We start from the raw sequence: 24,603 nt of genomic DNA on the forward strand, positions 1-24,603 counted from the left end.
ATGACTTTGTGTACGGAACATGACATAAAAAAAACCACTGATTTACCAGTGGTTTTTTGATAATAAATTACTTTTTCATATTACCTGCATGTAATCCACATTCTTTTTGAGTGGCTTCTTCCCACCACCAGCGACCTTCACGCTCATGTTGGTTTGGTAATACAGGTCGAGTACATGGTTCACATCCAATAGAAACAAAACCGCGCTCATGAAGAGGGTTATATGGAATTTCCATCATACGGATGTAGCTCCATACCTCAGCACTTGTCCAGTTCGCTAGAGGATTATATTTAATAAGTTGCTTTCCTGGACCCGAGAAGCCAGCATCAGCTTGCACTACAGGAATCTCTGTACGTGTACCAGGGCTTTGATCTTTACGTTGACCCGTAATCCAGCCGTCTAAAGTCGCAAGTTTTTTACGTAAAGGCTGAACTTTTCGAATACCGCAACATTCTTGATGCCCATCTGTAAAAAAGCTGAATAAACCTTTTTCGTTTACCATGTTTTGGACAGCTTCAGATTCAGGGAAACAAATTTCGATATTGATATTGTAGTGTTTACGGACAGTTTCAATAAATTGATAAGTTTCGGCATGCAGGCGGCCCGTGTCGAGACTAAATACACGGAAAGGTTTGCCTAAGCGTGAAGCAATATCAATTAACACAACATCTTCTGCTCCCGAAAACGAAATTGCAATTTCACCTTGTTGGCTTAAGGCAAGTTCTAAAATTTCTCGAGGGCTTTTGGTTGCATATTCAGCAGCAAGAGCATCTACGATATCAATAGTCGGAATAACGGTCATGTGTGTTCCTGGCAAAAGGCTTGGGCGCATTGAGTTATGAAAAATATTCTAAAGGATAGTTGATAAAGTGCTTAGCACTTTAATTTCGATCCTTATGAATAAAATTGATTTGATCAATAACAACGCAAAACTGAAAATCTTAATGGTATGATACAGCAATTTTTAACCAACGTTGGAAGCATTCATGGAAATCGTATGCCTAGATCTTGAAGGGGTTTTAGTTCCTGAAATCTGGATCAATTTCGCTAAAAAAACAGGGATTAAAGAACTCGAAGCAACAACTCGTGATATTCCGGATTATGATGTTTTAATGACTCAGCGTCTTAATATTTTAAAACAACACGGTTTAGGCTTAAATGATATTCAAGAAGTCATTGCTGAGATGGGGCCATTACCGGGAGCAAAAGAGTTTGTTGAATGGGTGAGTACGCATTTCCAACTCGTGATCTTATCAGATACCTTCTATGAATTTGCGCATCCTTTAATGAAGCAATTAGGGTGGCCAACAATTTTCTGTCATAAATTAGAGACAGATGAAGAAGGAATGATTACGGCTTATAAGTTACGTCAGCCAGATCAAAAACGTGAATCGGTTAAAGCACTGCATGGCTTAAATTTCCGAGTAATCGCAGCGGGTGACTCATATAATGATACAACCATGTTAGGTGAAGCGGACCATGGTTTCCTGTTTGATGCACCTGCAAATGTGATTGCTGAGTTTCCTCAGTTTCCAGCTATCCACGGTTACGATGCATTAAAAGAAGCAATCCGTTCAGTTTCACAGCGTACAATCCCAGCTTAAGAATAAATAATAAAAAAGGCGCTTTAAGCGCCTTTTTTATATAAATCAGTTTTGAAACTTAGAATTTATAACCAAGTTTTAAACCATAAGCGATTGCATTGTTGTCAGAAAACTCTGCAACATAATAGTCATCGCTACCCGCTTGGGCACCAGTTTGTGCTTTTGCATCACCCAACCAGAAATATTTTACGCCGCCAGCAATAAATGTTTGTGGAGTAGGGCTGTATTGAACACCTACGCCTACGTTCCAGTAACCTTCAGTTGGACCTAAAGTTGTTACAGGGTTACCTGCGCCAGAGTCCCAACCAACAGACACATTACCAGCCCATTTGTCGTTAAGTTTACGGCCTACACCGGCATTCACAGACCATTGGTCATCAGAATATTCCACTAAATTAAAGCCATTTGGGCGGCTAGGAGTTGCTATTGGACCTACAGCTTCTGATACTTTGCCAAATTTATATGGACGAATTGCGAAATCTTTCCAATTTACCCAGCGTACATTTGCGAATGCGACTGTATTTGCCATAATCCCTGTCTGGAAATCAAGGTTTACAGATTGAGGGGTAGTAATTGTAGTCTTACCTTCTAATTGGTTAGCCGCAATAGCTTTACCAATTGTTTGTTGGATCGCTCCAGCTTGAGCTGGAGTTAACTGACCAGCTGCAACTAATTGTCCAATAGTTGAACCAAGTGCTCCAGCATTGGCTGTAATTGAATCTGCAAGTGCAATTGTTTCATCTGCATCAATTTTGTGATCAATTTCTGAGCGATATGTGATAGAAGCTTTAAGCGCGATTTCTGGAATTTGGAAAGCGGCCCCTGCTAACCAACCAGCCGCTCCATCTTCTGGAATAGAAGCGTCATAGCCATTATACAAGCTGTATGCCGAACCTCTTAAATGAACATTTCCTTTAATCGTTTGATATACACCACCACCGTAAAAGTTAAAGTTTTCAGTAGGTTGGAAACCAAAAATCATCGAAATATTTTGACTATCCACTTCAACAGAAGTCGCACCCTGGGTTCCGCCTAAAGCGCCTGTTGTAATTGGTAAAGTACCAAGAATTGGATCTGATGGGCTCGCTACAAAGGCATTATTACCAGAATATTGTGCATCTGCTCCAAATGGTTGATCGTAAAGTAAACCAAAAGAGAATTTATCAGTAAGTTGTAGTTTTAAGGCTGCACTTGGGAAATAATAATCATCTCCCATATCACCAATATTACGACCCGTTTTAATTGTACCAGCTTCTTTACCAGCTACATCTGGATCTAGAACAGAAATACCAGCTTCAAAGTAGTTGCCAGGCTGTAAAAATGCAGCGATAGATTGTCCAGAGCGATCCAATGCTGCTGCAAAAACCCCAGTTGCAGGCAGCGTTGCTAAAATCATTGCAGTGCTCAGATGTTTTAATTTCATTTTAATCTTTCCTTGAACTTCAAGACATTTTTTTAAAAGTAACAGAGTTAAACCGTTTAAACTGTGTTGCCTTCAAAGCTCCTAATTACAAGTAATAGAAGCTTTGATAACTCCATGTAACAAAAATAGCATAATTACAATAAGAGTAAATCTGTTATATGAACTGAGGAGTACTCACTTTTTATACAAATAATGTCAATAATGGATGAAATATGAAGGAATATTTGCATTGTTAAATTAATTTAATTAATTGATATTTATATTTTTTATCTATTAGTAGTGGCCTTTGTTTTTATGACATTTTTGTCACAAATCCAAGAAAAATGGTCAAAGATTTTTTTGTAAAAATATGAATTAAGTGATTATGAAATGAGTATTAGTTGCCATTTTTAGTTGATAAGTCTAGTTTCTCTACATCTGTATATTATTGATTAAATTTTATATTATTAATTTTATGAAAAAGTTTACCTTAATTTTTTTACCATTTGATCTATTTTTTGGGCGAATTTGGAATCTATATTTGAAAGTTATGTGTAATAAAAAACCGAAAATAATGATCTAAATTCGGTTATTTAATTTTAAGAGCTAAAACATTGCATTAGAGTGGATAGAGTTTTTCATCAAATTGCTCAAGTTTGGGAAATTTTAATGATTCGAGCTGGTCCAGATGAGTAAGGTAGATTACATAGTCTTCAAGAAGGGTTTGTCGTGCTTCTTGGCTAATGTACGGTACATGGTAAGCAATGAATGGAGGTAGGACTTCAAAACCAGCATATGCCAAAGTACCACGTTGAATCGGCGATAAATAATTTTCGATTGGGCCGTGAATTGAGTTTTCTCCAAACATGTGTGTTCTACCACCGAGTGTTAAACACAACATCGCTTTTTTACCTGTCATGCCACCATGGTTGTAAAACCGTTTACCACCATAAAAAAGTCCAGATACAAAAACACGATCAATCCAGCCCTTTAAAATTGCGGGCACAGATGTCCAATAAAGTGGGAAATTTAAAATGACGAGATCAGCTTTTTTTACCTTTTCAATTTCTACTTGAATATCAGGAGCTAGAAGCTGATTTTTGCTGGCATTTCTTTGTTCTAGTGCATAGTTAAAATACTCAGGCTGATTAAGCTCTAAGAAATCCTCTTGGGATGCAATAGGGTTAAATTGCATCGCATATAAATCTGAAATTTCTACGCTGTGCCCCAATTTTTCTAAGGTTCGCTTAGCTGTACTTTTTAGAGCAGTAGTAAAAGACTGTGGTTCTGGATGAGCATGGACAATCAGAATGTTCATAAGGCGACCTGTATCCTTTTTCAGAAATTGTGCTGTCTCGTGCAATTCAGCGGATTTTGTTTTGAATAACTATGCATCAATTTAAAAGCATGGCATAGTTCATGAACTGACAGTTTTTACCATTTCGCGCCATTTTATTTTGCTCATATGGGTTACTAATGAATCCAGAATTACCCGGAACTTATATTAATTTAATTGTCGAGACTGTTAAGCGGAGGGGTGTCTCTGGTGAGCAGCTTTTAGATGGAAGTGGAATAACTTTAGACCAATTAGAAAAGCCTTACTGGTATGCTGAATTCAACATCTTAAATCAGCTTATTGAACGGGCCATCGAGTTATGCAAAGAGCCAGCACTAGCAGGATATTTAGCTTTAAGCATGACGGCTTCATGCTATGGTTCAGTCGGAATGGCTGCCATAGTTTCTCCAAATTTAGGAGAAGCGCTGAAAATTCTTGAACAGTTCATTGGCTCACGTTGTAAGGTCTTTAAACCGGAATTAAAACAAGAAAATAATGATGCATGTTGGTCAATTCATCAGCCAGTTGATGCATTTCAGCTGAGCCCCAATGCCAACATTTTTTTGTTAGTCGGTTTTGTTCAAATTGCGAAAAAATTAACAGGACTTCCTCATTTGGGAAAAGTTGAATTACAAATGCCAGAGCCGATAGGTTTTGACCAAATCAGTCATCAACTGGCTGTGACTTGTTTATTTAATCAAAAGTGTAATCGTTGGATATTTCCAAAAGAGTATTTAGCACAGCCTGTATTAACAGCGGACCCAATGCTAGCGCCGTTGTTAAATGCACAATGTAAACGGGATATAGAGAAATTAAAATTAAAAAGTGGCTGGAAAGGGCAAGTCAAACAAGTTGCTGAAAAATTGCTTTTGGATGGGGAGATTGAGGCATTGAAAGTTGGGCAAGTGGCTCAAATCATGAATATGTCAGAGCGAACTTTGCAACGCTATTTAGCTCTTGATGATACTAGTTTTACGCTCTTGGTAGACTCACTGAAAAAGAAGCATGCCCAGAAACTTTTAACTCAAAATAACATGTCGATCGAAAAAGTTGCTTTAATGCTAGGTTATGCCGAGACTTCTCACTTCACTCGTGCGTTTAAGCGCTGGATGGGAATGACGCCTAAATATTTCCAAACCAAACATAAGATGGATGATTTAAGTTAAAAGGCCACAAATTTAATTTCATGGCCTTTCATTTATGATTTGAGTCAATTAATTAGATTGTTCTGGCTTAGATAAGAGTGAATCAATCACTTCAAAATAGCTAGGTGGTGCTGGAACATGGCCGCGCTCTCTCAATAGACGATGCATACGCGGCAGTTTGAAGTAGGGCACCGAAGCCATTAAATGGTGTTCCATGTGGTAATTAACATGAATAGGCGCCACAAAACTTCTAGCAATCCAACCTGCACGTGTAGTACGAGTATTAGTTAAAGCTGTATTACTCGTTTGCATCCCTGCATGTTCGGCCATGGAGCGAATTCTTAAAAATAATGGAAACGGTGTCAAATACGCTAAAGGCCATAACCAATAAAACCGTTGCTGGCCAAAAGCTTTTAAAACACCATAAAGAGCAACATTGGTAGCAATGGCACCACTACTGTTTTTTATAAGACTTTTGGCATAGTCAACGAAATCTTTATTGCTTCGATCTAGCCACACCTGATCATTTGCAACGGTCCATTTCATTAGATCTAGGTCCATTAATACTCGGCCAAAGCTAAACTTTAATCCCGTCATACCCGTTAAGTCGCGTAAAAATTTACGAGTAAGCGATTTTTTGCTTACAGGAAAACCAGAAACTAAAGAAAGATCTGGGTCATCTGGAGTAGATGTTTTTGCATGATGACGAACATGATGTACGCGATATTTTTGTAGATCATTCCAGATTGGGCGGGCACATAGCCATTCACCTACAAAGTCATTTATTTTTTTATTTTTGAACAAGCTTTTATGCGATGCATCATGCATCAAAATTGCTAGACATAACTGGCGACCCGCCAATATGGCCAAAGCTAGCATACAAGCAAGTAATTTGCCCCAGCTCGGTAAGTAATCCCACATCATGATTAAGCTTGCAAATGTTCCGTCAATAACGGCCCATGTGCTTGCAACAGCCCAAGCACCATATATATCTGAGGGTTGTGTAAGTTCCTGTATTTCCTCTCTGCTAAATAGATCGGTCACACTCACTTGTGCATTCATTTTTATTCTCCCAAATCAGATTTTGGCATTTATATTTTATATTACAAATATAATCATAAAATTTTAAAAAGTGAAATATTTGTTTGTAAAAAAATAAATCGCCTGTTAGTGGGCTAATTCATTTTCATAAAGTTTTTGCCATAGCTTTTGTCCAATCGAATCGAGCTGCTGTACGTTTTGAGCAAACTGATTGCGAGCATGTTCGTTAACAAATGGAGGGGGAAGCAGAGGATCATTCATGAGTAAGGTAATTGTTTCACGTCCTAATAACAAAGCTTGAGTGGCGGCCTCGTTTAAGGATAAATTTTTATAATTTAAAAGCCATTCTTGGATATCTTGACTATAGATTTCATAGTTCTTTTCAAGCTGTTTGGTATCCCACAAAGAAGGAATTAACGAAACTGTTTTTAAGTCAAATTTTTGAATAATAGAAATTTTAGCTTCATTTTCAAGACCCGCTAAAATGAGCTCTTCACATGTTTTTTCAAAGCTATACGCTAAATTATCTGGACGTATATAAATTCCAGTTTCGAGCTCTCTAAAACCAAATTGATGTAAAGCGCGTTCTCTCTTTTTTAAAGCGGTCCGATCAATACGACCTAAAGTTCCAGTAAAGACTGCCAGATATTGATGTTGCCATTCTTTAGTCTGCTTAATGCCATTTTTACGATTCAAAATGACTTTTGCCCATTCTTTGGTTGATGGCGAAAGTTGATAAATACCGCGTTCTACACTTTCTATCATGCCTTCATTTAATAGCCGCGTTGTAGCCACACGAATACCGTTGTCACTCATATTAAAAAGTTTAGCGGCAATCAATATTTGTTTAATGGTGAGCTGAGGATAAGCAGAGGAAAGAAATAAATCGATAATGAGATGGCGTGCATTAATTTTGGTATTTTTCATTCAGATAGAATTTTTGATATGAGCTGCATTTGATCAGAATAATATCATGTTTTTTTAAGGACTTTTTAAGATCATTTTGTAGAGTAAGTAAAGGTAAAAAGCTTTGTGTATAACAAGAAAAACTTTGGCAGTTCTTAACCAAGTTTTATCTTTTTACGATAGTTAACCTAAGTTTGTCATCATGATGTGATACATTATCGCACTTTAAATAAACTGCCTTTAACTAGGGGCAATAACCACAAACGTTAGAAATGATCTGATATTGAACATATGTTAAGTCTAATTTGGGACTTACCAATTTCGATAAAACAAATTTTAGGTCGTTCTAATGATTAACTTTCTTTGAGCAAGTTATGGAAAATTTTGAAGTTATAAAAGCACTGTTTTTAGGCTTTGTCGAAGGCTTAACTGAATTTTTACCCATCTCGAGTACAGGCCATTTAATTTTATTTGGTCATATTATCGATTTCCACTCAGACGGCGGTCGTGTATTTGAGGTCGTAATCCAGTTAGGTGCTATTTTGGCAGTGTGCTGGTTATACCGACAAAAAATTATTAACTTGATTAAGGGATTCTTTAGCGGTGATGTGGAGTCACGTCATTTTGCGATTAGTGTGCTTATTGCATTCTTTCCAGCAGTCATTATTGGTGTTCTAGCTGTCGACTTTATTAAAAGTGTTCTATTTAGCCCAATTGTGGTTGCGATTGCTTTGATTGTCGGTGCTCTTATTATTTTCTGGGTGGAATCTAGACAGTTTGAACATAAGACACTCGATGCGACTAAAATTACTTTTAAACAAGCGCTTTTAGTAGGTCTTGCTCAGTGTGTGGCGATGATTCCAGGAACTTCGCGTTCAGGCGCAACAATTGTAGGCGGAATGTTTGCGGGCTTATCACGTAAAGCTGCTACAGAGTTCTCTTTCTTCCTTGCAATGCCGACCATGTTGGGTGCTGCAACTTTTGACTTAATTAAAAATGCTGACGTACTCACCTCAGACAATATGATTAATATTGGAGTAGGTTTCGTTGCTGCGTTTATTGCCGCGTTGTTTGTTGTAAAAGCATTAGTACTGTTTGTAGAACGTCATACGTTACGTGTATTCGCTTGGTACCGAATTGTACTTGGTGTAATCATTTTGATTGCAGCAATGTTCTTTAATTTATCAGCTTAAAGAATCTTATAAAGTGAAAAAAACCTAGAATGCTCTAGGTTTTTTTATGCCTAAAAATTGATTTGAATTGCCTATTTATACAAAGTAAACGCAAGACAGATGTTTTCATTTTAAGTTCATTGTTATATTGATTATTAGATTACTCCTCACAATAAAACTATGCCGCAAAATCATCTTACAGAACATTTGGTCGATACATTTTTGCACTTGGCTCCAGCAGAAGGTCTCTATCCTACTTTTATCTCTAACATCACCTTAATGCGGGTAGATCATTCCACACCACCTGTTGCCGTGCTGCAAGAACCCTCAATTGTTTTAGTGATACAGGGGATAAAGCGAGGGTATATTGGTAAAGAAATCTTTCAATTTCAACAAGGACAGTGTTTATTTATCTCAATTGCAATACCGTTTGATTGCGATACTGTTGTTGAAAATAATGAACCCATGTTGGCGATTGCAATAAAATTTGAACCACAAATGATGGCTGATCTCATTACTAAAATGGATAAACAGCAACAAGTGATTACTGAAGATGCTCACTCGGAAGATTTAAAATTAAGCTGTGGACTTAGAGTGATTGACATGAATGCCACCATTTCAGAGGTTGCTCTCAGATTGCTCAATCTACTTCGATCTAAACAAGATACTTTTATATTGGGGGAGCAAGTTAAAAGAGAATTGGTTTATCGTGTGGTGCAGGCTTCAGGCGGCAATCTAGTCGAGAGCTTATCGGCTATGGCAAGTCGAAATGGTGTGATTTACACCATTTGTGAAATTATTCAGCGTGATTATTATCATAACTTAACGGTTCAAGAGTTGGCGAAACAAGCGGGCATGAGTATCTCGCTTTTTCATCAGACTTTTAAAAAGGTGACGAATTATTCGCCCTTACAGTACATCAAAATTACTCGGTTACATAAGGCACGTGAGTTAATCATGGACAATAAAATGGGTGTAGCAGAAGCAGCCTATGAAGTTGGTTATGTCAGTGCTTCTCAATTTAGCCGAGAATTTAAGCGACTGTTTGGAGTGCCACCCAAGTCCTCAATTATTTAATGTAGATTAGTATTTTGGAATATAAATCAAACATGGAGCATTTTATGACCCTTCCAACAACCATGAAAATTATTGAAATTACGGCTCCTGGTGGACCTGAGGTTTTAAAAGTTCAAGATGCAAATATTCCTGCACCTCAAGCAGATGAAGTCTTAATTGAGGTAAAGGCTGCTGGAATTAACCGTCCTGACGTATTGCAGCGTATGGGATTATATCCGATGCCTAAAGGTGTTACTCAAATACCCGGACTTGAAGTCGCTGGGGTTGTGGTTGCCGTGGGTGAACAAGTAAATCAATTCAAGGTTGGCGATAAAGTTTGCGCCCTAACAAATGGCGGTGGTTATGCTGAATATTGTGCGGTAACTGCAACTCAAGTATTGCCAATACCTGAAAATTTATCATTTACTCAAGCCGCTGCGATTCCAGAAACATTTTTTACGGTTTGGGCAAATCTTTTTGATATTGGCCGTTTAAAGAAAGATGAAACCGCACTAATTCATGGCGGTGCAAGTGGTATTGGAACCACAGCTTTAGCGATTTGCCAAGCTTTAGGAATTAAAACTTTTGCTACGGTTGGTAGTGAAGATAAAGTTGAAGCGCTCTCTAGTTTCACCACAGCAATTAACTATAAAACCCAAGATTTTGAGCAAGAAGTTTTGAAACATACTCAAGACCAAGGTGTTGATGTCATTTTGGACATTGTGGGTGGTTCTTATTTCACAAAAAATTTAAATCTATTAAAACGTGATGGCCGACTTGTCATTATTGGTTTTATGGGTGGTCGAATCGCAAAAGAATTTGATTTACAAAAACTGATTTTAAAACGTGCCACAATTACGGGTTCAACGATGCGAGCACGTAATAGCCAAGAAAAAGCAGAGATTGCACAATCTTTGCATGAGCATGTATGGCCATTATTGGCTCAAGGTAAATGTTTACCACAAATCTATAAAACGTATGCTTTTTCAGATGTACAAAGTGCTCACGCATGTATGGAACAAGGTGATCATATTGGAAAGATCGTTTTAGAAATGAATGCGTAATACTGTAATCATTGAAGTTTGGGCGAACGACAGGTTCGCCTAAACTGAATTTTATAATTCTAGATTCTGCCTATTTCTCTATAAAAATTGCCAAATTCTATTGGCAGATTGCACCAGTTCCATAACTTCACCTATAAATTGAGTAAGAAATAAAAATGGGTTCTTACCTTATTATTTCTTTCCATACTGATGAAAAAGGATAGTAACAATGAATACCGCAAATATTGATGATAAAAATCCTACTCCAGATTTGGCTGAAGATAATGCCTTTTTCCCATCACCATATTCACTGAGTCAATATACTTCTCCTAAAACAGATTACGATGGCACAACCTATTCAACCCCATATGCGGGCAATAAAAAGGTCTTAATGATTGCAACTGATGAACGCTATATCCAGATGCAAAACGGTAAGTTCTTTTCTACCGGAAACCATCCAGTAGAAATGCTTTTGCCAATGTTCCATTTAGATAATGCCGGATTTGAAATTGATATTGCGACACTTTCAGGTAATCCAGCCAAACTTGAAATGTGGGCAATGCCAAAACAAGAACAAGTGGTATTAGATACTTTCCAGAAATATGCAGATAAATTAAAAAATCCGTTAAAACTTGCCGATATTTTAGAAAATGTAGTCGGTGAAAACTCTCCATATGCGGCTGTATTTATTCCGGGTGGGCATGGGGTATTAGCGAAGATTCCGCATAGCCTTGAAGTGAAGAAAGTTCTTAAATGGGCAGTTGAACAAGACAAATTTATTATTACGTTATGTCATGGTCCAGCTTCGTTACTGGCTGCCGCAGTAGATGAACAGCCTGAGAATTATATTTTTAAAGATTATCAAATTTGTGTATTCCCTGATTCGTTAGATAAGGGAGCGAATATTGATATTGGTTACATGCCTGGAGCTTTACCGTGGTTAGTCGGTGAAAACCTTGAAAAGCTCGGCGTGAAGATTTTGAACACTGGCATTACTGGTCAATGTCATCGAGACCGTAAATTGTTAACGGGCGATAGTCCGCTTGCTTCTCATAATTTAGGCAAACTTGCAGCTGAAACATTGCTGGCTGAAGTGAAGGATTAATTCACTAAAAGTGTGCACCCTGCGGGACTCGAACCCACGTCGGTCGCTTAGGAGGCAACTGCTCTATCCAGTTAAGCTAAGGGCGCATAATTTTCTGATTATAAACAAAAAAGCCATTGTCTAGACAATGGCTTTTTAGATTTATTTATTCTTCCGGATTCTCAATGGAATCTAGTTTTTTAGGATTTAAATAGTCAAAAAGTACGAGCATTGCCGTAATCCAAATAGGGATCATCATTACTGACTCTTTGAAGCCTTGAGTCCACATAATATAGAGAACCACAGCAATAAACGCTAAAACTAAATAATTACTAAAAGGTGACCATAACGCTGGAAAAGATGTCTTAATATTCGCATGCTTAACAAAGCGTCTATACTTCAAATGTGTAATTGATATCATTGCCCAGTTTAGAACAAGTGCACCAACCACAACGTACATAAGATGTCCAAGAGCATCTTCAGGTACAAAGTAATTTAAAAGAACACAACCAAAGATTAATAAAGCAGAAAGCAGAACAGCGGGAATAGGCACCCCCTGTTTATTGGTTTTTGCAAAAACTTTTGGTGCATTCCCTTGTTGAGCGAGACTGTATAGCATACGGCTATTTGCAAACATCCCACTGTTATAAACAGATAAAGCAGCAGTTAAAATAATAAAGTTCAGTAAGTGTGCAGCCCAACCAATTCCCATTTGACTAAAAATCATAACAAATGGACTTTTGTCGAGACCGCCAAGATCTAATTGGTTCCATGGCACTAATGAAAGTAAAATTGCCAATGAACCGATATAGAAAATCAAGATACGGAAAACGACTTGGTTAATTGCTTTTGGAATCGTTTTTTTCGGATCTTTTGCTTCTGCTGCGGCCATACCAATCAGTTCAATACCACCAAAGGCGAACATCAAGAAAGCCAACATATAGAAGAGGCCGCTAAAGCCATTTGGAAAAAATCCACCATGAGACCAAAGGTTACTAAATGAAATGCTTGAGCCTACATCTGCTGTAAATAGCAAATAAAGCCCAAAAACAATCATAGAGATGACCGCAGCAACTTTAATAATAGCGAGCCAGAATTCGGACTCACCATAAAATTTGACGTTTGTTAGGTTAATTGCCGTAATCACGACAAAGAAAAATAAGACAGACGTCCACGCTGGAATATGAGGCCACCAATAATTAATATATTTGGCTACCGCGGTGAGTTCGCTCATCGCAACCAGAACGTAGAGTATCCAATAGTTCCATCCGGTTAAAAATCCGGGAAATTTCCCCCAATATTTATACGCAAAATGGCTGAACGATCCTGCAACAGGTTCTTCAACAATCATTTCTCCCAAGTGACGCATAATCAAAAACGCGATTAAGCCGCCAATGGCATATCCTAAAATAATGGATGGTCCCGCAGATTGAATCACTTGCGCCGAGCCTAAAAATAATCCGGTACCAATTGCTCCACCCATAGCAATTAATTGGATGTGTCGATTTTTTAGTCCTCGTTGCAGTGTAGAAGATTCGTTGGTCAAAGGTCTTCACTCACAATGAATAAGTAAATTATTCTAATAGATGGAGTTATTTTAGCCTAGACTACAAATTAATAAGCTGTGACTGAAAAGTAATTATAAAAAATATTTAAAATCATAATCTTACTTTTAATATTTTAATATCAAGTGAAAAGTGCGCTAAAAAATATAATTTTATATAGACTTTTTTTCTTAGATTTTGCTTAGATTAAGTCATTGTCAGCATATTGCTTAATTCTCAAAATATGCTCGCGTCAATACGATTGATGTATAAAGCAGATCGCTATCTCTTGGCCTTAAAACAATTTAAGATGCAGAGAAGGGTAAACAAGAATGCTTGTTTTGATATAGAAGAACATAATAGTAAGGATAACAGTTGATATGAGCTCAGTACCGCAAATTAAAATTCCAGCAACTTATATGCGTGGTGGAACCAGTAAAGGTGTCTTTTTTAAGCTTGATGATTTGCCGGAAAAAGCCCAAGTTGCAGGACAAGCAAGAGATCAGCTCTTACTACGTGTAATTGGTAGCCCAGACCCCTATGGGAAACAAATTGATGGCATGGGGGGTGCCACTTCGAGTACCAGCAAAACAGTTATTCTGGCTAAAAGCACCCAGCCAGATCATGATGTCGATTATTTGTTTGGTCAGGTTTCAATTGATCAAGCTTTTGTAGATTGGAGCGGTAACTGCGGTAATTTAACCGCGGCTGTTGGTTCTTTTGCGATTTCAAACGGTTTGGTTGATGCCGATCGTATTCCAGAAAATGGCCTATGTACGGTTCGAATCTGGCAAAAAAATATTCAAAAAACCATTATTGCGCATGTACCTATCACCAATGGTCAAGTTCAAGAAACTGGCGACTTTGAACTTGATGGGGTGACGTTTCCTGCCGCTGAGGTTCAAATTGAGTTTTTAGACCCAGCCGATGACGGTGAAGACGGTGGAGATATGTTCCCGACAGGAAATATCGTTGATGAATTAGATGTTCCTGATATTGGCCGTTTCCAAGCGACATTCATTAATGCAGGTATTCCAACTATTTTCTTAAATGCAGAAGATTTGGGTTACCAAGGTACAGAATTACAAGATCATATTAATAGTGATGCAACAGCACTAGCACGTTTTGAAAAAATTCGTGCCTATGGCGCGGTACAGATGGGTTTAATAAAAGATATTTCAGAAGCAGCAGCGCGTCAGCACACACCAAAAATTGCTTTTGTTTCTAAACCTAAAAACTATACCGCTTCAAGTGGTAAGTCAGTTTCAGAGAGTGATGTCGATTTACTGGTTCGTGCTTTGTCGATGGGTAAATTACACCATGCGATGATGGGAACAGCGGCAGTGGCGATTGGCACGGCAGCCGCTATTCCGGGCACATTGGTAAATTTAGCTGCGGGCGGTGGCGAACGTGAAGCGGTACGTTTCGGTCATCCATCTGGAACATTACGTGTTGGCGCTCAAGCGGAACTGATTAATGATCAATGGGTCGTGAAAAAAGCTATTATGAGCCGCAGTGCACGTGTGTTAATGGAAGGTTGGGTGCGCGTTCCAGGTGACAGCTTCTAAAAGTTGTTAAATAAGAAAAAGCCTCTCAATCATGTAGAGGCTTTTTTACAGTTGCCTTCAAAAACTCATCACCCACTTTTCACAGTGAATCGTGTATGATGTAGCGCATGAATGCTTCATTACATTCAATAAAATTTCTCTACTGATTTTATCGAGGCGACTGTGTCATCATTCTCTCAAGTTAATGCGGATGTTTTAAAACAAGCTCAACAACGTATTCAACAAGATTTATTGACGACACTGGCCGCATTTTCAATTCCAGAACCTCTAAAAAGTGCAGTACACCATGCAGTCATGCTTGGTGGAAAACGTGTGCGTCCGGCTTTGTGTTATGCCACTGCTTCTTTACAGCCAAATCCAAATTTTGCTGCGGCCCGCCGTGCTGCGGTTGCAGTTGAACTTATTCATTGTTATTCACTAGCGCACGATGATTTGCCTTGTATGGATAATGACTTACTGCGTCGTGGTCAGCCGACTTGTCACGTTGCGTTTGGTGAAGATACGGCTTTGCTTGCAGGCGACATTTTACAATCAATGGCTTTTGAGGTTTTAGGGAGCCGTTTGTTCGATGAACAAGGGCAGGGTACCGATGCCGCAATTGTACTAAAACAAATGCAGATTTTAGCAACTGCCAGCTCTAAAATGGTCTCTGGACAGGTTTTAGATTTGCAAGCTGAAGGCAAGCAAATTACTCAAAACGAACTTGAAAATATCCATCGCAATAAAACTGGTGCGCTCATTCAAGCGGCTATTATGATGGGTGCCGTGACCATTTTCTCTGGAACAGATCAAGCAATTCCAAAGTTACGTCAATATGGGCAGACGATTGGTTTGGCTTTTCAGGTGTTAGACGATATTCTCGATATTACTTCGAGTACCGAAACCTTGGGTAAAACTGCAGGTAAAGATGAGCAAGTACAAAAATCGACATACCCAGCCTTAATGGGGCTCGAACAAGCAAAGGCCTATGCTAAAGAATTGCATGATCAAGCTTTTGAAGCCTTAGCTCATTTTGGTGACGATGCAAAAGAATTAGTAGATATCTCACAATTCCTTTTAGCACGTACCAATTAATAAGATTAAATCAATATTCATAACTTCTATTCATATTCAATGAATAAAGGAGAAAAGAATGAATGGTGCCCAACTTCATCGAAATGCAATTGAAATTGCACGAAATCTTCCTTTTAGTCAACAGACTCATCCATTTGGGCCTGAATATGAAGTTTTTAAAATATTAGAAAAAATATTCATGCTGACTACAGAAGTTGCGGGTGTCAAAATGATTAATGTCAAATGTGATCCGTATAAAAGTCAGGAATATCAAGAACTCTATTCATTTATTATTCCAGGCTATCATATGAATAAAAAGCACTGGATTTCGATTACACCGCATAAGAACTTAACAAGTGATTTACTTCAAGACTTGATTCGCGACTCTTATGACTTGGTCGTAAAAAAACTCCCTTTGAAAGATCAAAAAAGATTAAACAACCAATAATACTCAATATAAAACGGCGACATGATTGTCGCCGTTTTAATTTCAATTACGTATTTAAAGTAACTAAATTAATTATGTTTTCCCATAATGCCGCGAATTGTATTTAAAACATCGGCTGGTAAAACCACAGTTTTAGCATTGCTTGATTTCGCCATATCTTGCATCGCTTTGACATACTGCTCACCTAACAGGTAAGCAACTGGTGTTTCTTTATCACCCACTGCACTTGTGACCATCTCAATCGCTTTTTGTGAAGCTTCAGCCAAAACAACTTGTGCTTCTGCATCACGGCGAGAGGCTTCCAAGCGACCGTCAGCCTCTAAAATTGCAGCTTGTTTTTCACCATCAGCTCTTGTTACTGTCGCACGGCGTTGACGTTCTGCCGCAGCTTGAGCTTCCATGGCAGCTTGCATGGTTGAAGAGGGTTGAATATCTTGAATTTCAACAGTTTTTAAAGTTATTCCCCAATCTGAAATATCATCAGAAATAGCTGCTTTGAGCTTCGCTTTAATATGGTCTCGTGAAGACAAAGCGTCATCTAAATCCATTTCACCGACAATAGAACGTAATGAAGTTTGTACAAGGTTTTGAATTGCCCATGTATAGTTTTCAATACCATAAACTGCTTTTTCTGGTGTGGTTAAATTAATATATGCCACCGCATTCATGAGTAATACAGCATTGTCACGTGTAATCACTTCTTGAGACGGGATATCTAATACAATATCTTTAGTGGTAACTTTATAAGCCACATCATCGACATAGGGAATCACAAAATTAAGCCCCGGATTTAGAGTAGAGTGATATTTACCTAAGCGTTGAACAATCCACTTATAACCCTGAGGAACAATGCGAACCCCTTTAAAAATAGTGATAGCTACAAAAGCCAAAAAGGCTAAAACAATAATAGTACCAACTGGCATGAAAATACCCTCTCTTTATCTTTAATGTTTATGAAGTACTGTGGGACTGGACAATTAAGTCATTACCCGAAATATCAATAACTCTAACGCGATCACCGACTTTGACTGGAGTGGTGCTTCGACAGTTCCATTCATCGGCACCTAAAATAGGCATTGGAAAGCGAACAATAATTTGATCATGGTCAAGACCGGTTTGAATCACCATACCAATTTGACCAATAGTCGCTTCACGGGGTAATCCCGCTTTAGTTTTATCAATTGATAATGGTTTAATAAATTTGAACCAAAGAATGGTGCATAGCACTGACAGAACTATCCACAATACAATTTGCGTTGTGAGGCTAATATCTGGAAATAACCAGTAGAGAAAGCACACCATAATGGCGGCAATACCAAACCAAAGCGCGGCAAAGGCGGGTAGAATCAGTTCAGAAAGAATAAGTAAGATACCCAATACAAACCAGTGCCAAGGTTGTATAACAAACTCCATAGATCTGCTCTTTTATATATCTTTATGATGGGTAAAAGTGACTCAATATCACTTTTACCACTGTAGCAGATGATGGGGAATGTGGATAGAAAAAAACCACCTCAATTAGAATTTAGGGCGTGGTGCAGGCTTAAACGCAGCTGGAGATTTTTTGAAGTTTGCAATTGCAGTTTCAACTTGGCGTATTTGCGCTTGAGCTGCTTTTTCGCCTTCCAAAATTGCTTGGTTACTTGATTTGAGATCAAGAGTACCTAGATGACCAACTTTAGGTTGAATGACAACATTGGCCTGCTTGAGCTCTTCATTAATACTTTGTTGACCCATAATATTAATGGTTTGATCCAGTAATCCCCACATATTGGCTGGGCGATTTCCTGCTGGACGCGCGGAAATATCGACTGCAATGACAATATCTGCACCCATGTCACGAGCTGTTTTAACTGGAATAGGGCTAACCAATCCACCATCGACATATTTCTGCTTGCCAATTGTCGCTGGTACAAACACATTTGGAATACTACAAGATGCACGTACGGCTTGGCCTGCATTACCTTTAATGAAGTCAGCTTTTTGACCATTATCAAGGCGTGTTGCCACGGCAGCAAAACGGATTGGGAACTTCTCAATCGGTTTATTGCCTACGTTACGGTTAACGTAGTCCTGTAACTTCTGTCCAAGAATAATACCCTGACGATTAAGTGTTAAATCGCGGATATCTGACTCTTGTAACTTTAAAGCCAGACTTTGCAATTGATAAGGCGTTTGTCCACTTGCGTAGATACTTCCAACAAAGCTACCGGCACTGGTACCCGTTACAATTTTAGGTTTAATTCCGTGAGACTCTAAAACCTTAATTACACCAATATGTGAAAATCCTTTTGCTCCACCGCCACCTAAAGCAAGTGCAATCACAGGTTCACGGGCTTTTATTGAGGTTGTCGGTGTTGGTGTCTTGCTAAATTTATCACAGCCAAATAGTGCTAGAGAGATAAATCCAATACTGGCAAATTGAGCAATTTTCATCTTTAAAAATAATCTATGTCGAGATAAATTAAGAAGGGCCATGAGACCAGATTTGCTCAATTTTTGCTAGGTTTTTTTCACTAGATTTTGTAAAGGTTCAGCGAGCCAATTGCGATTTTTAGGTGAAATTTTTCCTTCATAACGCTCAAAAATCTTGGCGAGATCTTCGTCGTATTTGCCACTTGGGTTTAAGTGACCTAAACAGTGAATCGTCTTATGGTCATAATCAAAAGAAAACATCACAATGGGAATATTAGCTTTTGCGGCGATATGGTAAAAACCACTTTTCATTTTTTTTGCTTTTTTACGTGTGCCTTCGGGCGCCATTCCAATCCAGATCTTGTCATGTTTTTGAATGGTGGCAACGACTTGTTCCGTAAGTCCATTGGCTGTGTCGCGTTTAACAGGAATGACCCCAGCCCAATCTAAAGCTCGTTTAAAAGGTGGTTTAAAAAGAGCATCTTTACCTAATACCGTAATTTGGATACCTAATCCGAAAATCGCAAGAAAGCCATACCATCCATCAATATTGGAAGTATGGGGGGAAATAATCGCAACTGCTTTTGGAAAATTAGGAACTTCGCCTTCAATTGTCCAACCTTGCGCTAAAAAAAGTTTTTTAAATAGCGCCCGGCTTAAAGCAGTACCGCGTTGAGGTACTAAATCAGGTAAATTAGGGAAATATTGATCCATATTTTTTAAATTTTAACTTGTCCTAGTTTTATCTTAATCTTTTGAAATATATGCTTCATTGGCAAAATGTAAGAACAACATGGCATTTGATGTTATTCCTCATTAAACAAATAAAAAGTAGGTTTCTATGTTGCGGCAGCAAAATTTTTATCTTCTGCTATTTTCTTTATATTGGGCACAAGGACTGCCTGTTGGCTTTATGACGCACGCTTTACCCGTGATCTTAAGGGCAGAAGGAGTTTCACTCGCCCATATTGGTGGCTTTGGCTTATTAATGTTGCCTTGGTCAATCAAGATTTTTTGGGCGCCGTGGGTCGACCGACACGCACTTTCCCGTTTAGGTCACTATCGTAGTTGGATATTACCTACTCAGTTTTTGACTGTAGCTGTACTTTGCATTTTGTCTTTTTTCCCCGTTCAAGCTTTAGATCAACCCATTTATTTATTTGCCTTTTTTATTTCACTTCTTTTTATGAATTTAACAGGAGCGACCCAAGATATTGCGACCGATGCTTTAGCAGTCAACTTGTTGAAACATGATCAACAACATTGGGGCAATACATTTCAGGTCATTGGTTCGCGGTTAGGTTTTATTGTTGGAGGAGGCGCCGTACTTTGGTGCTTAGACTGGTTAACATGGCAACCCACTTTTTTGCTATTAGCAACCTTAGTATTTTTAAATACTTTACCAGTTTTATTATTTAAAGAGCCTCAACATACTTCTCATGCGAGTCGCGAACTCAAACTTAATCAGCAAAATTTAGTCCTAAAAATTAAAGCTTACCTAAGATATTTCTCTCAAAATAAAGAGCTCCGTTCTTGGTTAATGGTACTGATCACTTTTAAAGTCGCGGACGGCTTAGCGGGACCATTACTCAAACCTTTAATGGTGGATATGGGATTAAGTTTTACTCAAATTGGTGTTTATATCACGATGCTTGGTGCAGTAGCGGCACTCGCTGGGGCGGCAATAGCAGGAGGAGTGCTTAAGTACTTTTCAAGACCAACAGCATTAATGGGTTTTTCAATTTTTAAAATTATGAGTCTAGGAGCCTATGCTTATTTAGCCTATGCCTATGAACAAAAAATTCAGCTCAATGTTTGGGCTATCTATATAGTAAATGCGTTAGAAGACGCCTTCTCGGCAATGTTATTGGTGGTTATGTTGACTCTAGTCATGCATTACAGTCGCAAAGAATATGCGGGGACAGATTTTACCTTTCAGGTTTCAGTCATGGCGACTGTGAGTGGTCTTCTTTATAGTTTTAGTGGGGTGATTGGTGATGTACTTGGTTATTTCTATTATTTGATAGCTATTGTCATTATTGCAGTGATTACTTTACTGCCTATTTATCTCTGGAAACATGAAAAACTACAGGAAAAATAATGTTAACTAAATGAAATAAAGAAACTTAATATTGCTTAAGTCATGATCTAGCCTAGATCTAATACCTTTGTCTATGTTTTTAAAAATGTATATTTTTAGCTATTTAAATGCGCTATTAATTGTGCCATCTTGTGTAGGTAGCAAATGGAAGCTAACTGGAGAAAAAATGGATTTCGATAACAAGAAAAATCATGTGAATCAATCAAAATCGGCAGAAAAATGTTCAATTAGATTGGATATTAGCCTAAAGTCTAAAAAAGAATAATGAAATAACGATTTAATCATTCTATAAGATAAGAGAGTTGTGTAGGATTCGTTACAACATGAAGTTAAGGTAAAAATCTGTAAAACAAAGTATGTCTTTGGTTATGGGCTTTAGTCTTGCACAGCGTTGAAATTGGTTTTGGTTGCGGTAATAAAATTAATGTAACCAAAGTGGAGGAGAGTTGATTTTTTTAGCCGCTTAATTTAATGGCGTAAATCAACTTGGCATGGATAGGCAACATAAAATATATTTTTAGGAGTTCTTGATGGATCTATTCCTTAATCGTAAATCTTTCGTTATTAAAAGTTTAGCTCTTACAGTAACAGCTTTAATGATGAGTGGGGCACATGCTGCAACTTCCGACAAAGCGGAAATTCAACAGCTTCGTAAAGAAGTTGAAGCACTTAAAGCTTTAATTCAACAGCAACAACAAGTACAGCAACAACAACAGCAAGTACAGCAACAACAGCAAGTACAACTCGCTGAAGTTAAAGCACAACCTGTTGCTGCACCAGTTTCACCTTTAGCAGGATTTAAATCTAAAGCTGGCGCTGATGTGAATCTATATGGTTTTGTTCGTGGCGACGCTAACTATATTATTGAAGGTGCTGATAACGACTTTGGTAAAGTAGCTGAATCAAAAGGCGAAGCAAAAGACAAAATTCGTGCAACTGCTAAAACGACTCGTCTAGGCCTTGATTTCACAGCTCCAGTAAATGATGCTAAAGTCGGTGGTAAACTCGAAGTTGACTTTGCTGGTTCAACAACAGATTCAAATGGCTCATTGCGTGTTCGTCATGCTTATGTAACATATAATAACTGGCTATTTGGTCAAACGACTTCAAACTTCTTAGCTAATCATGCACCAGAAATGATCGACTTCTCGACAAACATTGGTGGTGGTACTACTCGTGTTCCACAAGTACGCTATAACTACAAACTAGGACCAACAACACAATTGTTTGTAGCGGTTGAAAAAGGTGATAGCGCTGGTCTTACTGGTACAAAAGATACAGATGGTAGCTGGGTAAATGACAGTATTAAATATAGTTTGCCAGTATTAACTGCTAAAATTACTCAAGGCTATGCAGATGGTAAAGGTTCTGCTTCAGCTCGTGCATTAGTTGAAAATTATAAATCAAAAGCTGGCGGTGATAACCAAACTGGTTGGGGGGTTGCTGTTGGTACAGATTTTAAAGTATCTGATCCTTTAAAACTATTTGCTGATGCATCTTATGTTGTAGGTAACAGTAACTACTTATATGGTAGTAATAAGGCCTATACAATTGTAAACGGTGATATTGAACAAAATGAATTTGTAGCCGTACAAGTGGGTGGAACTTATAAAATTTTACCTAACTTACGTTCTACTCTAGCATATGGTGCTCAGTTCTCTGATGACGGCACTGATTATGCTAAAGCATATGCAGCTGGTAATGAAAAAGTTCAACAAGCATGGCTTAACGTCATTTACACACCAGTTAAACCAATTGATTTAGGTGTTGAATACGTTAACGGTAAGCGTGATACCTTTGATGGTAAGTCTTACAAAGATAACCGTGTTGGTTTAATGGCTAAATATAGTTTCTAAGGACAATATTTAGTTAAAAATTAAACAAGGCGAGGTTAATTAACCTCGCCTTTTTGTTATTTAAAATTTAAAAAATAAGTATGTGGCAAGGCCTCTAGATTCGATCATTTTTTATTTAAGTCATTTTTAAGTTTTAATTTCTACATTAGAGCATCATAAAAAGATTGTAGTCGTCCGAGATGCTGAATTTTTTTTCTACATTAAAAAATAAACAGATTTCCCTGTTTATGTTTAATTTAATTTTAGCTATTTGGTTGGGGGCCATTCTCAATATTGGTTTCTTCCATAGCATTGATATTTTAACTCCATATTTTGGAGTAAAGGCTATTCTATTTTTAGCTGCCACAGTGTTTATTGTGGTTGCTGCTTATTATGCGCTTTTACAAATCTTAAACTGGAAATGGACGGCCAAACTTTTTGCAATTTTGCTGGTCTTTATTGGTGGTTTTAGCTCTTATTTTGTAAATACGTTAGGTGTAATTATCTCACCTGATCAGATTCAAAATATGATACAAACTGATGTATCTGAAGTTTCTGATTTAATTTCATTACGTTTCGGGCTTTGGACAGTTTTCTTTGTGGTTTTACCTATTATTTTAATTACGCAGGTAAAACTTAAAAAAGAAAAAGTATCTTATTTATTAATGAAAAAACTTGGTTCGATTGTTGGTTCATGTGCAATCGTTGGTATTTTATTGTTTGTTTATTATGTTGATTTTGCATCTATTTTTCGTGAGCATCGTGATTTGAAAGGTATGATCTCACCACAAAATAGTATTTCATCTTTAATGTCTTATTACCACAAAATGGCGCCTAAGAAGAACTTACCACTTATACATTATGGAGAAGATGCTCATCAAGTTCAGCAAGTACAAAGCAACTTGCCTAAATTAATGGTTCTCGTTGTTGGTGAGACAGCTCGTGCGGAAAGTTTTGCATTAAATGGTTATTCGAAAAATACGAATCCGGAACTTTCTAAACAAGATATTTTGAATTTTTCCCAAGTCAGCTCATGTGGTACAGCAACTGCTGTGTCGGTTCCATGTATGTTCTCTGGAATGCCTCGTGTTGACTACGATGAACAACTAGCAAGTCACCGTGAAGGTCTATTGGACATTGCTAAACGTGCGGGTTACCAAGTAACTTGGATTGATAATAACTCTGGCTGTAAGGGCACTTGTGATCGTGTTGAACAGTACAAAACACCTGAAAAGTTAAAGCAAAAATGGTGTAAAGATGGCGAATGCTATGATGATATTTTAATTGATAGCTTAAATGAGTATTTAGCGACTATTCCTAAAGAAGATACTCGTCCGCGACTCATTGTTTTACACCAAGTCGGAAGTCATGGTCCAGCTTATTACAAGCGTGCACCTGCCCAATATCAACCGTTTAAACCGACTTGTGATACTAATGCGATACAGGGTTGTTCTCAAACAGAGTTATTAAATAGTTATGATGACACAATTCTATATACAGACCATGTGTTAAGTCAGATCATTAATAACCTAAAAGAATTATCGAAATATCAAACAGGTTTATGGTATTTATCTGATCATGGTGAATCAACGGGTGAACATGGTTTATATTTACATGGTTCACCATATGCAATTGCACCGAGTCAACAAACACATGTACCAATGATTATGTGGTTCTCTGATAAATGGAAACAACACAACCTTGCACAAGTAAGTTGTTTAGGCCAACAGACTAAAGAAAAGTTAAGTCAGGATAATTTATTCCCAAGCTTACTGAGTTTGTTAGGTGTAAAAACTCAGGTCATCAACCCTCAACTGGATATGCTGCACTCTTGTGCCCATGTGAATTAA

23 protein-coding genes and 1 tRNA gene are annotated in these 24,603 nt (G+C 37.9%); 13 read left to right on the forward strand and 11 right to left on the reverse strand.

Annotation, left to right across the window (positions count from 1 at the left end):
• Positions 1 to 67: 67 nt before the first annotated feature.
• Positions 68 to 802, reverse strand: a complete 735-nt coding sequence (gene cysH, locus SOI76_RS03500) for a phosphoadenylyl-sulfate reductase (RefSeq protein ID WP_005064416.1) — start codon at positions 800 to 802, stop codon at positions 68 to 70.
• A 184-nt stretch (positions 803 to 986) separates the two neighbouring features.
• Between cysH and thrH the strand changes: the two genes are divergently transcribed.
• Positions 987 to 1,604 carry a bifunctional phosphoserine phosphatase/homoserine phosphotransferase ThrH gene (gene thrH / locus SOI76_RS03505; protein ID WP_002116438.1) on the forward strand — a complete coding sequence of 206 codons (618 nt, stop codon included), beginning with the start codon at positions 987 to 989 and terminating at the stop codon, positions 1,602 to 1,604.
• Between the two features lie 58 nt (positions 1,605 to 1,662).
• On the opposite strand, the gene SOI76_RS03510 is transcribed toward thrH, so the two are convergent.
• Positions 1,663 to 3,027, reverse strand: coding sequence for an outer membrane protein transport protein (locus tag SOI76_RS03510; protein ID WP_104079870.1), 1,365 nt, complete (start codon positions 3,025 to 3,027; stop codon positions 1,663 to 1,665).
• A gap of 598 nt (positions 3,028 to 3,625) precedes the next feature.
• On the reverse strand, positions 3,626 to 4,324 hold the full coding sequence (locus SOI76_RS03515) for an NAD(P)H-dependent oxidoreductase (protein ID WP_104079869.1): 699 nt from the start codon (positions 4,322 to 4,324) through the stop codon (positions 3,626 to 3,628).
• Between the two features lie 158 nt (positions 4,325 to 4,482).
• On the opposite strand from SOI76_RS03515, the gene SOI76_RS03520 reads away from it, so the two are divergent.
• Positions 4,483 to 5,508 carry an AraC family transcriptional regulator gene (locus SOI76_RS03520; protein WP_104079868.1) on the forward strand — a complete coding sequence of 342 codons (1,026 nt, stop codon included), beginning with the start codon at positions 4,483 to 4,485 and terminating at the stop codon, positions 5,506 to 5,508.
• Between the two features lie 48 nt (positions 5,509 to 5,556).
• On the opposite strand, the gene SOI76_RS03525 is transcribed toward SOI76_RS03520, so the two are convergent.
• Positions 5,557 to 6,549, reverse strand: a complete 993-nt coding sequence (locus SOI76_RS03525) for a fatty acid desaturase family protein (protein ID WP_104079867.1) — start codon at positions 6,547 to 6,549, stop codon at positions 5,557 to 5,559.
• Positions 6,550 to 6,654: 105 nt separating this feature from the next.
• Positions 6,655 to 7,455, reverse strand: coding sequence for a PaaX family transcriptional regulator C-terminal domain-containing protein (locus SOI76_RS03530; protein ID WP_104079866.1), 801 nt, complete (start codon positions 7,453 to 7,455; stop codon positions 6,655 to 6,657).
• A 353-nt stretch (positions 7,456 to 7,808) separates the two neighbouring features.
• On the opposite strand from SOI76_RS03530, the gene SOI76_RS03535 reads away from it, so the two are divergent.
• The 4 genes from SOI76_RS03535 (at position 7,809) to hchA (ending at position 11,810) form a co-directional block, all read left to right on the forward strand.
• Complete coding sequence (locus SOI76_RS03535) at positions 7,809 to 8,627, forward strand: undecaprenyl-diphosphate phosphatase (protein ID WP_016143164.1); 819 nt, start codon at positions 7,809 to 7,811, stop codon at positions 8,625 to 8,627.
• Between the two features lie 159 nt (positions 8,628 to 8,786).
• Positions 8,787 to 9,683 carry an AraC family transcriptional regulator gene (gene yqhC / locus SOI76_RS03540; RefSeq protein ID WP_104079865.1) on the forward strand — a complete coding sequence of 299 codons (897 nt, stop codon included), beginning with the start codon at positions 8,787 to 8,789 and terminating at the stop codon, positions 9,681 to 9,683.
• Between the two features lie 32 nt (positions 9,684 to 9,715).
• A complete protein-coding gene (locus SOI76_RS03545; protein WP_104079864.1) occupies positions 9,716 to 10,726 on the forward strand; it encodes an NAD(P)H-quinone oxidoreductase in 1,011 nt (336 codons plus the stop codon).
• Positions 10,727 to 10,934: 208 nt separating this feature from the next.
• Entirely contained in the window at positions 10,935 to 11,810 is an 876-nt protein-coding gene (hchA, locus tag SOI76_RS03550; RefSeq protein WP_104079863.1) for a glyoxalase III HchA, read from the forward strand.
• A gap of 13 nt (positions 11,811 to 11,823) precedes the next feature.
• On the opposite strand, the gene SOI76_RS03555 is transcribed toward hchA, so the two are convergent.
• Together SOI76_RS03555 and SOI76_RS03560 are read right to left on the reverse strand one after the other, a co-directional pair.
• Positions 11,824 to 11,896 (reverse strand) — tRNA-Arg (locus SOI76_RS03555).
• Positions 11,897 to 11,955: 59 nt separating this feature from the next.
• The gene (locus SOI76_RS03560) at positions 11,956 to 13,335 is read right to left on the reverse strand and encodes an amino acid permease (RefSeq protein ID WP_004789335.1); all 1,380 of its coding nucleotides are present in this window, start codon (positions 13,333 to 13,335) and stop codon (positions 11,956 to 11,958) included.
• Positions 13,336 to 13,713: 378 nt separating this feature from the next.
• Between SOI76_RS03560 and prpF the strand changes: the two genes are divergently transcribed.
• The 3 genes from prpF (at position 13,714) to SOI76_RS03575 (ending at position 16,402) form a co-directional block, all read left to right on the forward strand.
• Positions 13,714 to 14,901: a 2-methylaconitate cis-trans isomerase PrpF gene (gene prpF / locus SOI76_RS03565; RefSeq protein ID WP_104079862.1), complete on the forward strand. Its 1,188-nt coding sequence runs from the start codon at positions 13,714 to 13,716 to the stop codon at positions 14,899 to 14,901.
• 162 nt (positions 14,902 to 15,063) lie between these two features.
• On the forward strand, positions 15,064 to 15,975 hold the full coding sequence (gene ispA, locus SOI76_RS03570; protein ID WP_104079861.1) for a polyprenyl synthetase family protein: 912 nt from the start codon (positions 15,064 to 15,066) through the stop codon (positions 15,973 to 15,975).
• A 58-nt stretch (positions 15,976 to 16,033) separates the two neighbouring features.
• Positions 16,034 to 16,402 carry an MmcQ/YjbR family DNA-binding protein gene (locus tag SOI76_RS03575; protein WP_104079860.1) on the forward strand — a complete coding sequence of 123 codons (369 nt, stop codon included), beginning with the start codon at positions 16,034 to 16,036 and terminating at the stop codon, positions 16,400 to 16,402.
• A gap of 68 nt (positions 16,403 to 16,470) precedes the next feature.
• Here the strand turns inward: SOI76_RS03575 and qmcA are convergent, their stop codons facing one another.
• The 4 genes from qmcA to SOI76_RS03595 all read right to left on the reverse strand — a co-directional run bounded on the left by qmcA (position 16,471) and on the right by SOI76_RS03595 (position 19,531).
• A complete protein-coding gene (qmcA, locus tag SOI76_RS03580; RefSeq protein WP_016143171.1) occupies positions 16,471 to 17,325 on the reverse strand; it encodes an SPFH domain-containing protein in 855 nt (284 codons plus the stop codon).
• A gap of 28 nt (positions 17,326 to 17,353) precedes the next feature.
• On the reverse strand, positions 17,354 to 17,815 hold the full coding sequence (locus SOI76_RS03585; protein WP_017482111.1) for an NfeD family protein: 462 nt from the start codon (positions 17,813 to 17,815) through the stop codon (positions 17,354 to 17,356).
• 105 nt (positions 17,816 to 17,920) lie between these two features.
• Entirely contained in the window at positions 17,921 to 18,838 is a 918-nt protein-coding gene (locus SOI76_RS03590; RefSeq protein WP_032056137.1) for a patatin-like phospholipase family protein, read from the reverse strand.
• Positions 18,839 to 18,904: 66 nt separating this feature from the next.
• Positions 18,905 to 19,531 (reverse strand): lysophospholipid acyltransferase family protein, encoded by a 627-nt coding sequence (locus SOI76_RS03595; protein ID WP_104079859.1) that lies wholly within the window; start codon positions 19,529 to 19,531, stop codon positions 18,905 to 18,907.
• Positions 19,532 to 19,658: 127 nt separating this feature from the next.
• Between SOI76_RS03595 and SOI76_RS03600 the strand changes: the two genes are divergently transcribed.
• The 4 genes from SOI76_RS03600 to yjdB all read left to right on the forward strand — a co-directional run bounded on the left by SOI76_RS03600 (position 19,659) and on the right by yjdB (position 24,603).
• Positions 19,659 to 20,918, forward strand: coding sequence for an MFS transporter (locus tag SOI76_RS03600; RefSeq protein WP_205668426.1), 1,260 nt, complete (start codon positions 19,659 to 19,661; stop codon positions 20,916 to 20,918).
• A 73-nt stretch (positions 20,919 to 20,991) separates the two neighbouring features.
• Entirely contained in the window at positions 20,992 to 21,183 is a 192-nt protein-coding gene (locus tag SOI76_RS03605; RefSeq protein ID WP_025470461.1) for a hypothetical protein, read from the forward strand.
• A gap of 265 nt (positions 21,184 to 21,448) precedes the next feature.
• On the forward strand, positions 21,449 to 22,774 hold the full coding sequence (locus SOI76_RS03610; protein ID WP_104079858.1) for a DcaP family trimeric outer membrane transporter: 1,326 nt from the start codon (positions 21,449 to 21,451) through the stop codon (positions 22,772 to 22,774).
• 179 nt (positions 22,775 to 22,953) lie between these two features.
• The gene (gene yjdB, locus SOI76_RS03615) at positions 22,954 to 24,603 is read left to right on the forward strand and encodes a phosphoethanolamine transferase (RefSeq protein WP_104079857.1); all 1,650 of its coding nucleotides are present in this window, start codon (positions 22,954 to 22,956) and stop codon (positions 24,601 to 24,603) included.

This window comes from Acinetobacter pittii, assembly GCF_034064985.1.
Lineage (GTDB): Bacteria > Pseudomonadota > Gammaproteobacteria > Pseudomonadales > Moraxellaceae > Acinetobacter > Acinetobacter pittii_H.

What these genes read in the sequence shown, in the direction of transcription:
- SOI76_RS03525 (WP_104079867.1), bottom strand. Translation starts at nt 6,549, where the DNA reads ATGAATGCACAAGTGAGTGTGACCGATCTATTTAGCAGAGAGGAAATA.
- SOI76_RS03595 (WP_104079859.1), bottom strand. Translation starts at nt 19,531, where the DNA reads ATGGATCAATATTTCCCTAATTTACCTGATTTAGTACCTCAACGCGGT.
- yqhC (WP_104079865.1), top strand. Translation starts at nt 8,787, where the DNA reads ATGCCGCAAAATCATCTTACAGAACATTTGGTCGATACATTTTTGCAC.
- SOI76_RS03530 (WP_104079866.1), bottom strand. Translation starts at nt 7,455, where the DNA reads ATGAAAAATACCAAAATTAATGCACGCCATCTCATTATCGATTTATTT.
- SOI76_RS03520 (WP_104079868.1), top strand. Translation starts at nt 4,483, where the DNA reads ATGAATCCAGAATTACCCGGAACTTATATTAATTTAATTGTCGAGACT.
- qmcA (WP_016143171.1), bottom strand. Translation starts at nt 17,325, where the DNA reads ATGCCAGTTGGTACTATTATTGTTTTAGCCTTTTTGGCTTTTGTAGCT.
- SOI76_RS03545 (WP_104079864.1), top strand. Translation starts at nt 9,716, where the DNA reads ATGGAGCATTTTATGACCCTTCCAACAACCATGAAAATTATTGAAATT.
- SOI76_RS03600 (WP_205668426.1), top strand. Translation starts at nt 19,659, where the DNA reads ATGTTGCGGCAGCAAAATTTTTATCTTCTGCTATTTTCTTTATATTGG.
- SOI76_RS03605 (WP_025470461.1), top strand. Translation starts at nt 20,992, where the DNA reads ATGTTTTTAAAAATGTATATTTTTAGCTATTTAAATGCGCTATTAATT.
- SOI76_RS03510 (WP_104079870.1), bottom strand. Translation starts at nt 3,027, where the DNA reads ATGAAATTAAAACATCTGAGCACTGCAATGATTTTAGCAACGCTGCCT.
- SOI76_RS03585 (WP_017482111.1), bottom strand. Translation starts at nt 17,815, where the DNA reads ATGGAGTTTGTTATACAACCTTGGCACTGGTTTGTATTGGGTATCTTA.
- prpF (WP_104079862.1), top strand. Translation starts at nt 13,714, where the DNA reads ATGAGCTCAGTACCGCAAATTAAAATTCCAGCAACTTATATGCGTGGT.
- cysH (WP_005064416.1), bottom strand. Translation starts at nt 802, where the DNA reads ATGACCGTTATTCCGACTATTGATATCGTAGATGCTCTTGCTGCTGAA.
- SOI76_RS03515 (WP_104079869.1), bottom strand. Translation starts at nt 4,324, where the DNA reads ATGAACATTCTGATTGTCCATGCTCATCCAGAACCACAGTCTTTTACT.
- SOI76_RS03535 (WP_016143164.1), top strand. Translation starts at nt 7,809, where the DNA reads ATGGAAAATTTTGAAGTTATAAAAGCACTGTTTTTAGGCTTTGTCGAA.
- yjdB (WP_104079857.1), top strand. Translation starts at nt 22,954, where the DNA reads ATGCTGAATTTTTTTTCTACATTAAAAAATAAACAGATTTCCCTGTTT.
- SOI76_RS03575 (WP_104079860.1), top strand. Translation starts at nt 16,034, where the DNA reads ATGAATGGTGCCCAACTTCATCGAAATGCAATTGAAATTGCACGAAAT.
- SOI76_RS03590 (WP_032056137.1), bottom strand. Translation starts at nt 18,838, where the DNA reads ATGAAAATTGCTCAATTTGCCAGTATTGGATTTATCTCTCTAGCACTA.
- SOI76_RS03610 (WP_104079858.1), top strand. Translation starts at nt 21,449, where the DNA reads ATGGATCTATTCCTTAATCGTAAATCTTTCGTTATTAAAAGTTTAGCT.
- thrH (WP_002116438.1), top strand. Translation starts at nt 987, where the DNA reads ATGGAAATCGTATGCCTAGATCTTGAAGGGGTTTTAGTTCCTGAAATC.
- hchA (WP_104079863.1), top strand. Translation starts at nt 10,935, where the DNA reads ATGAATACCGCAAATATTGATGATAAAAATCCTACTCCAGATTTGGCT.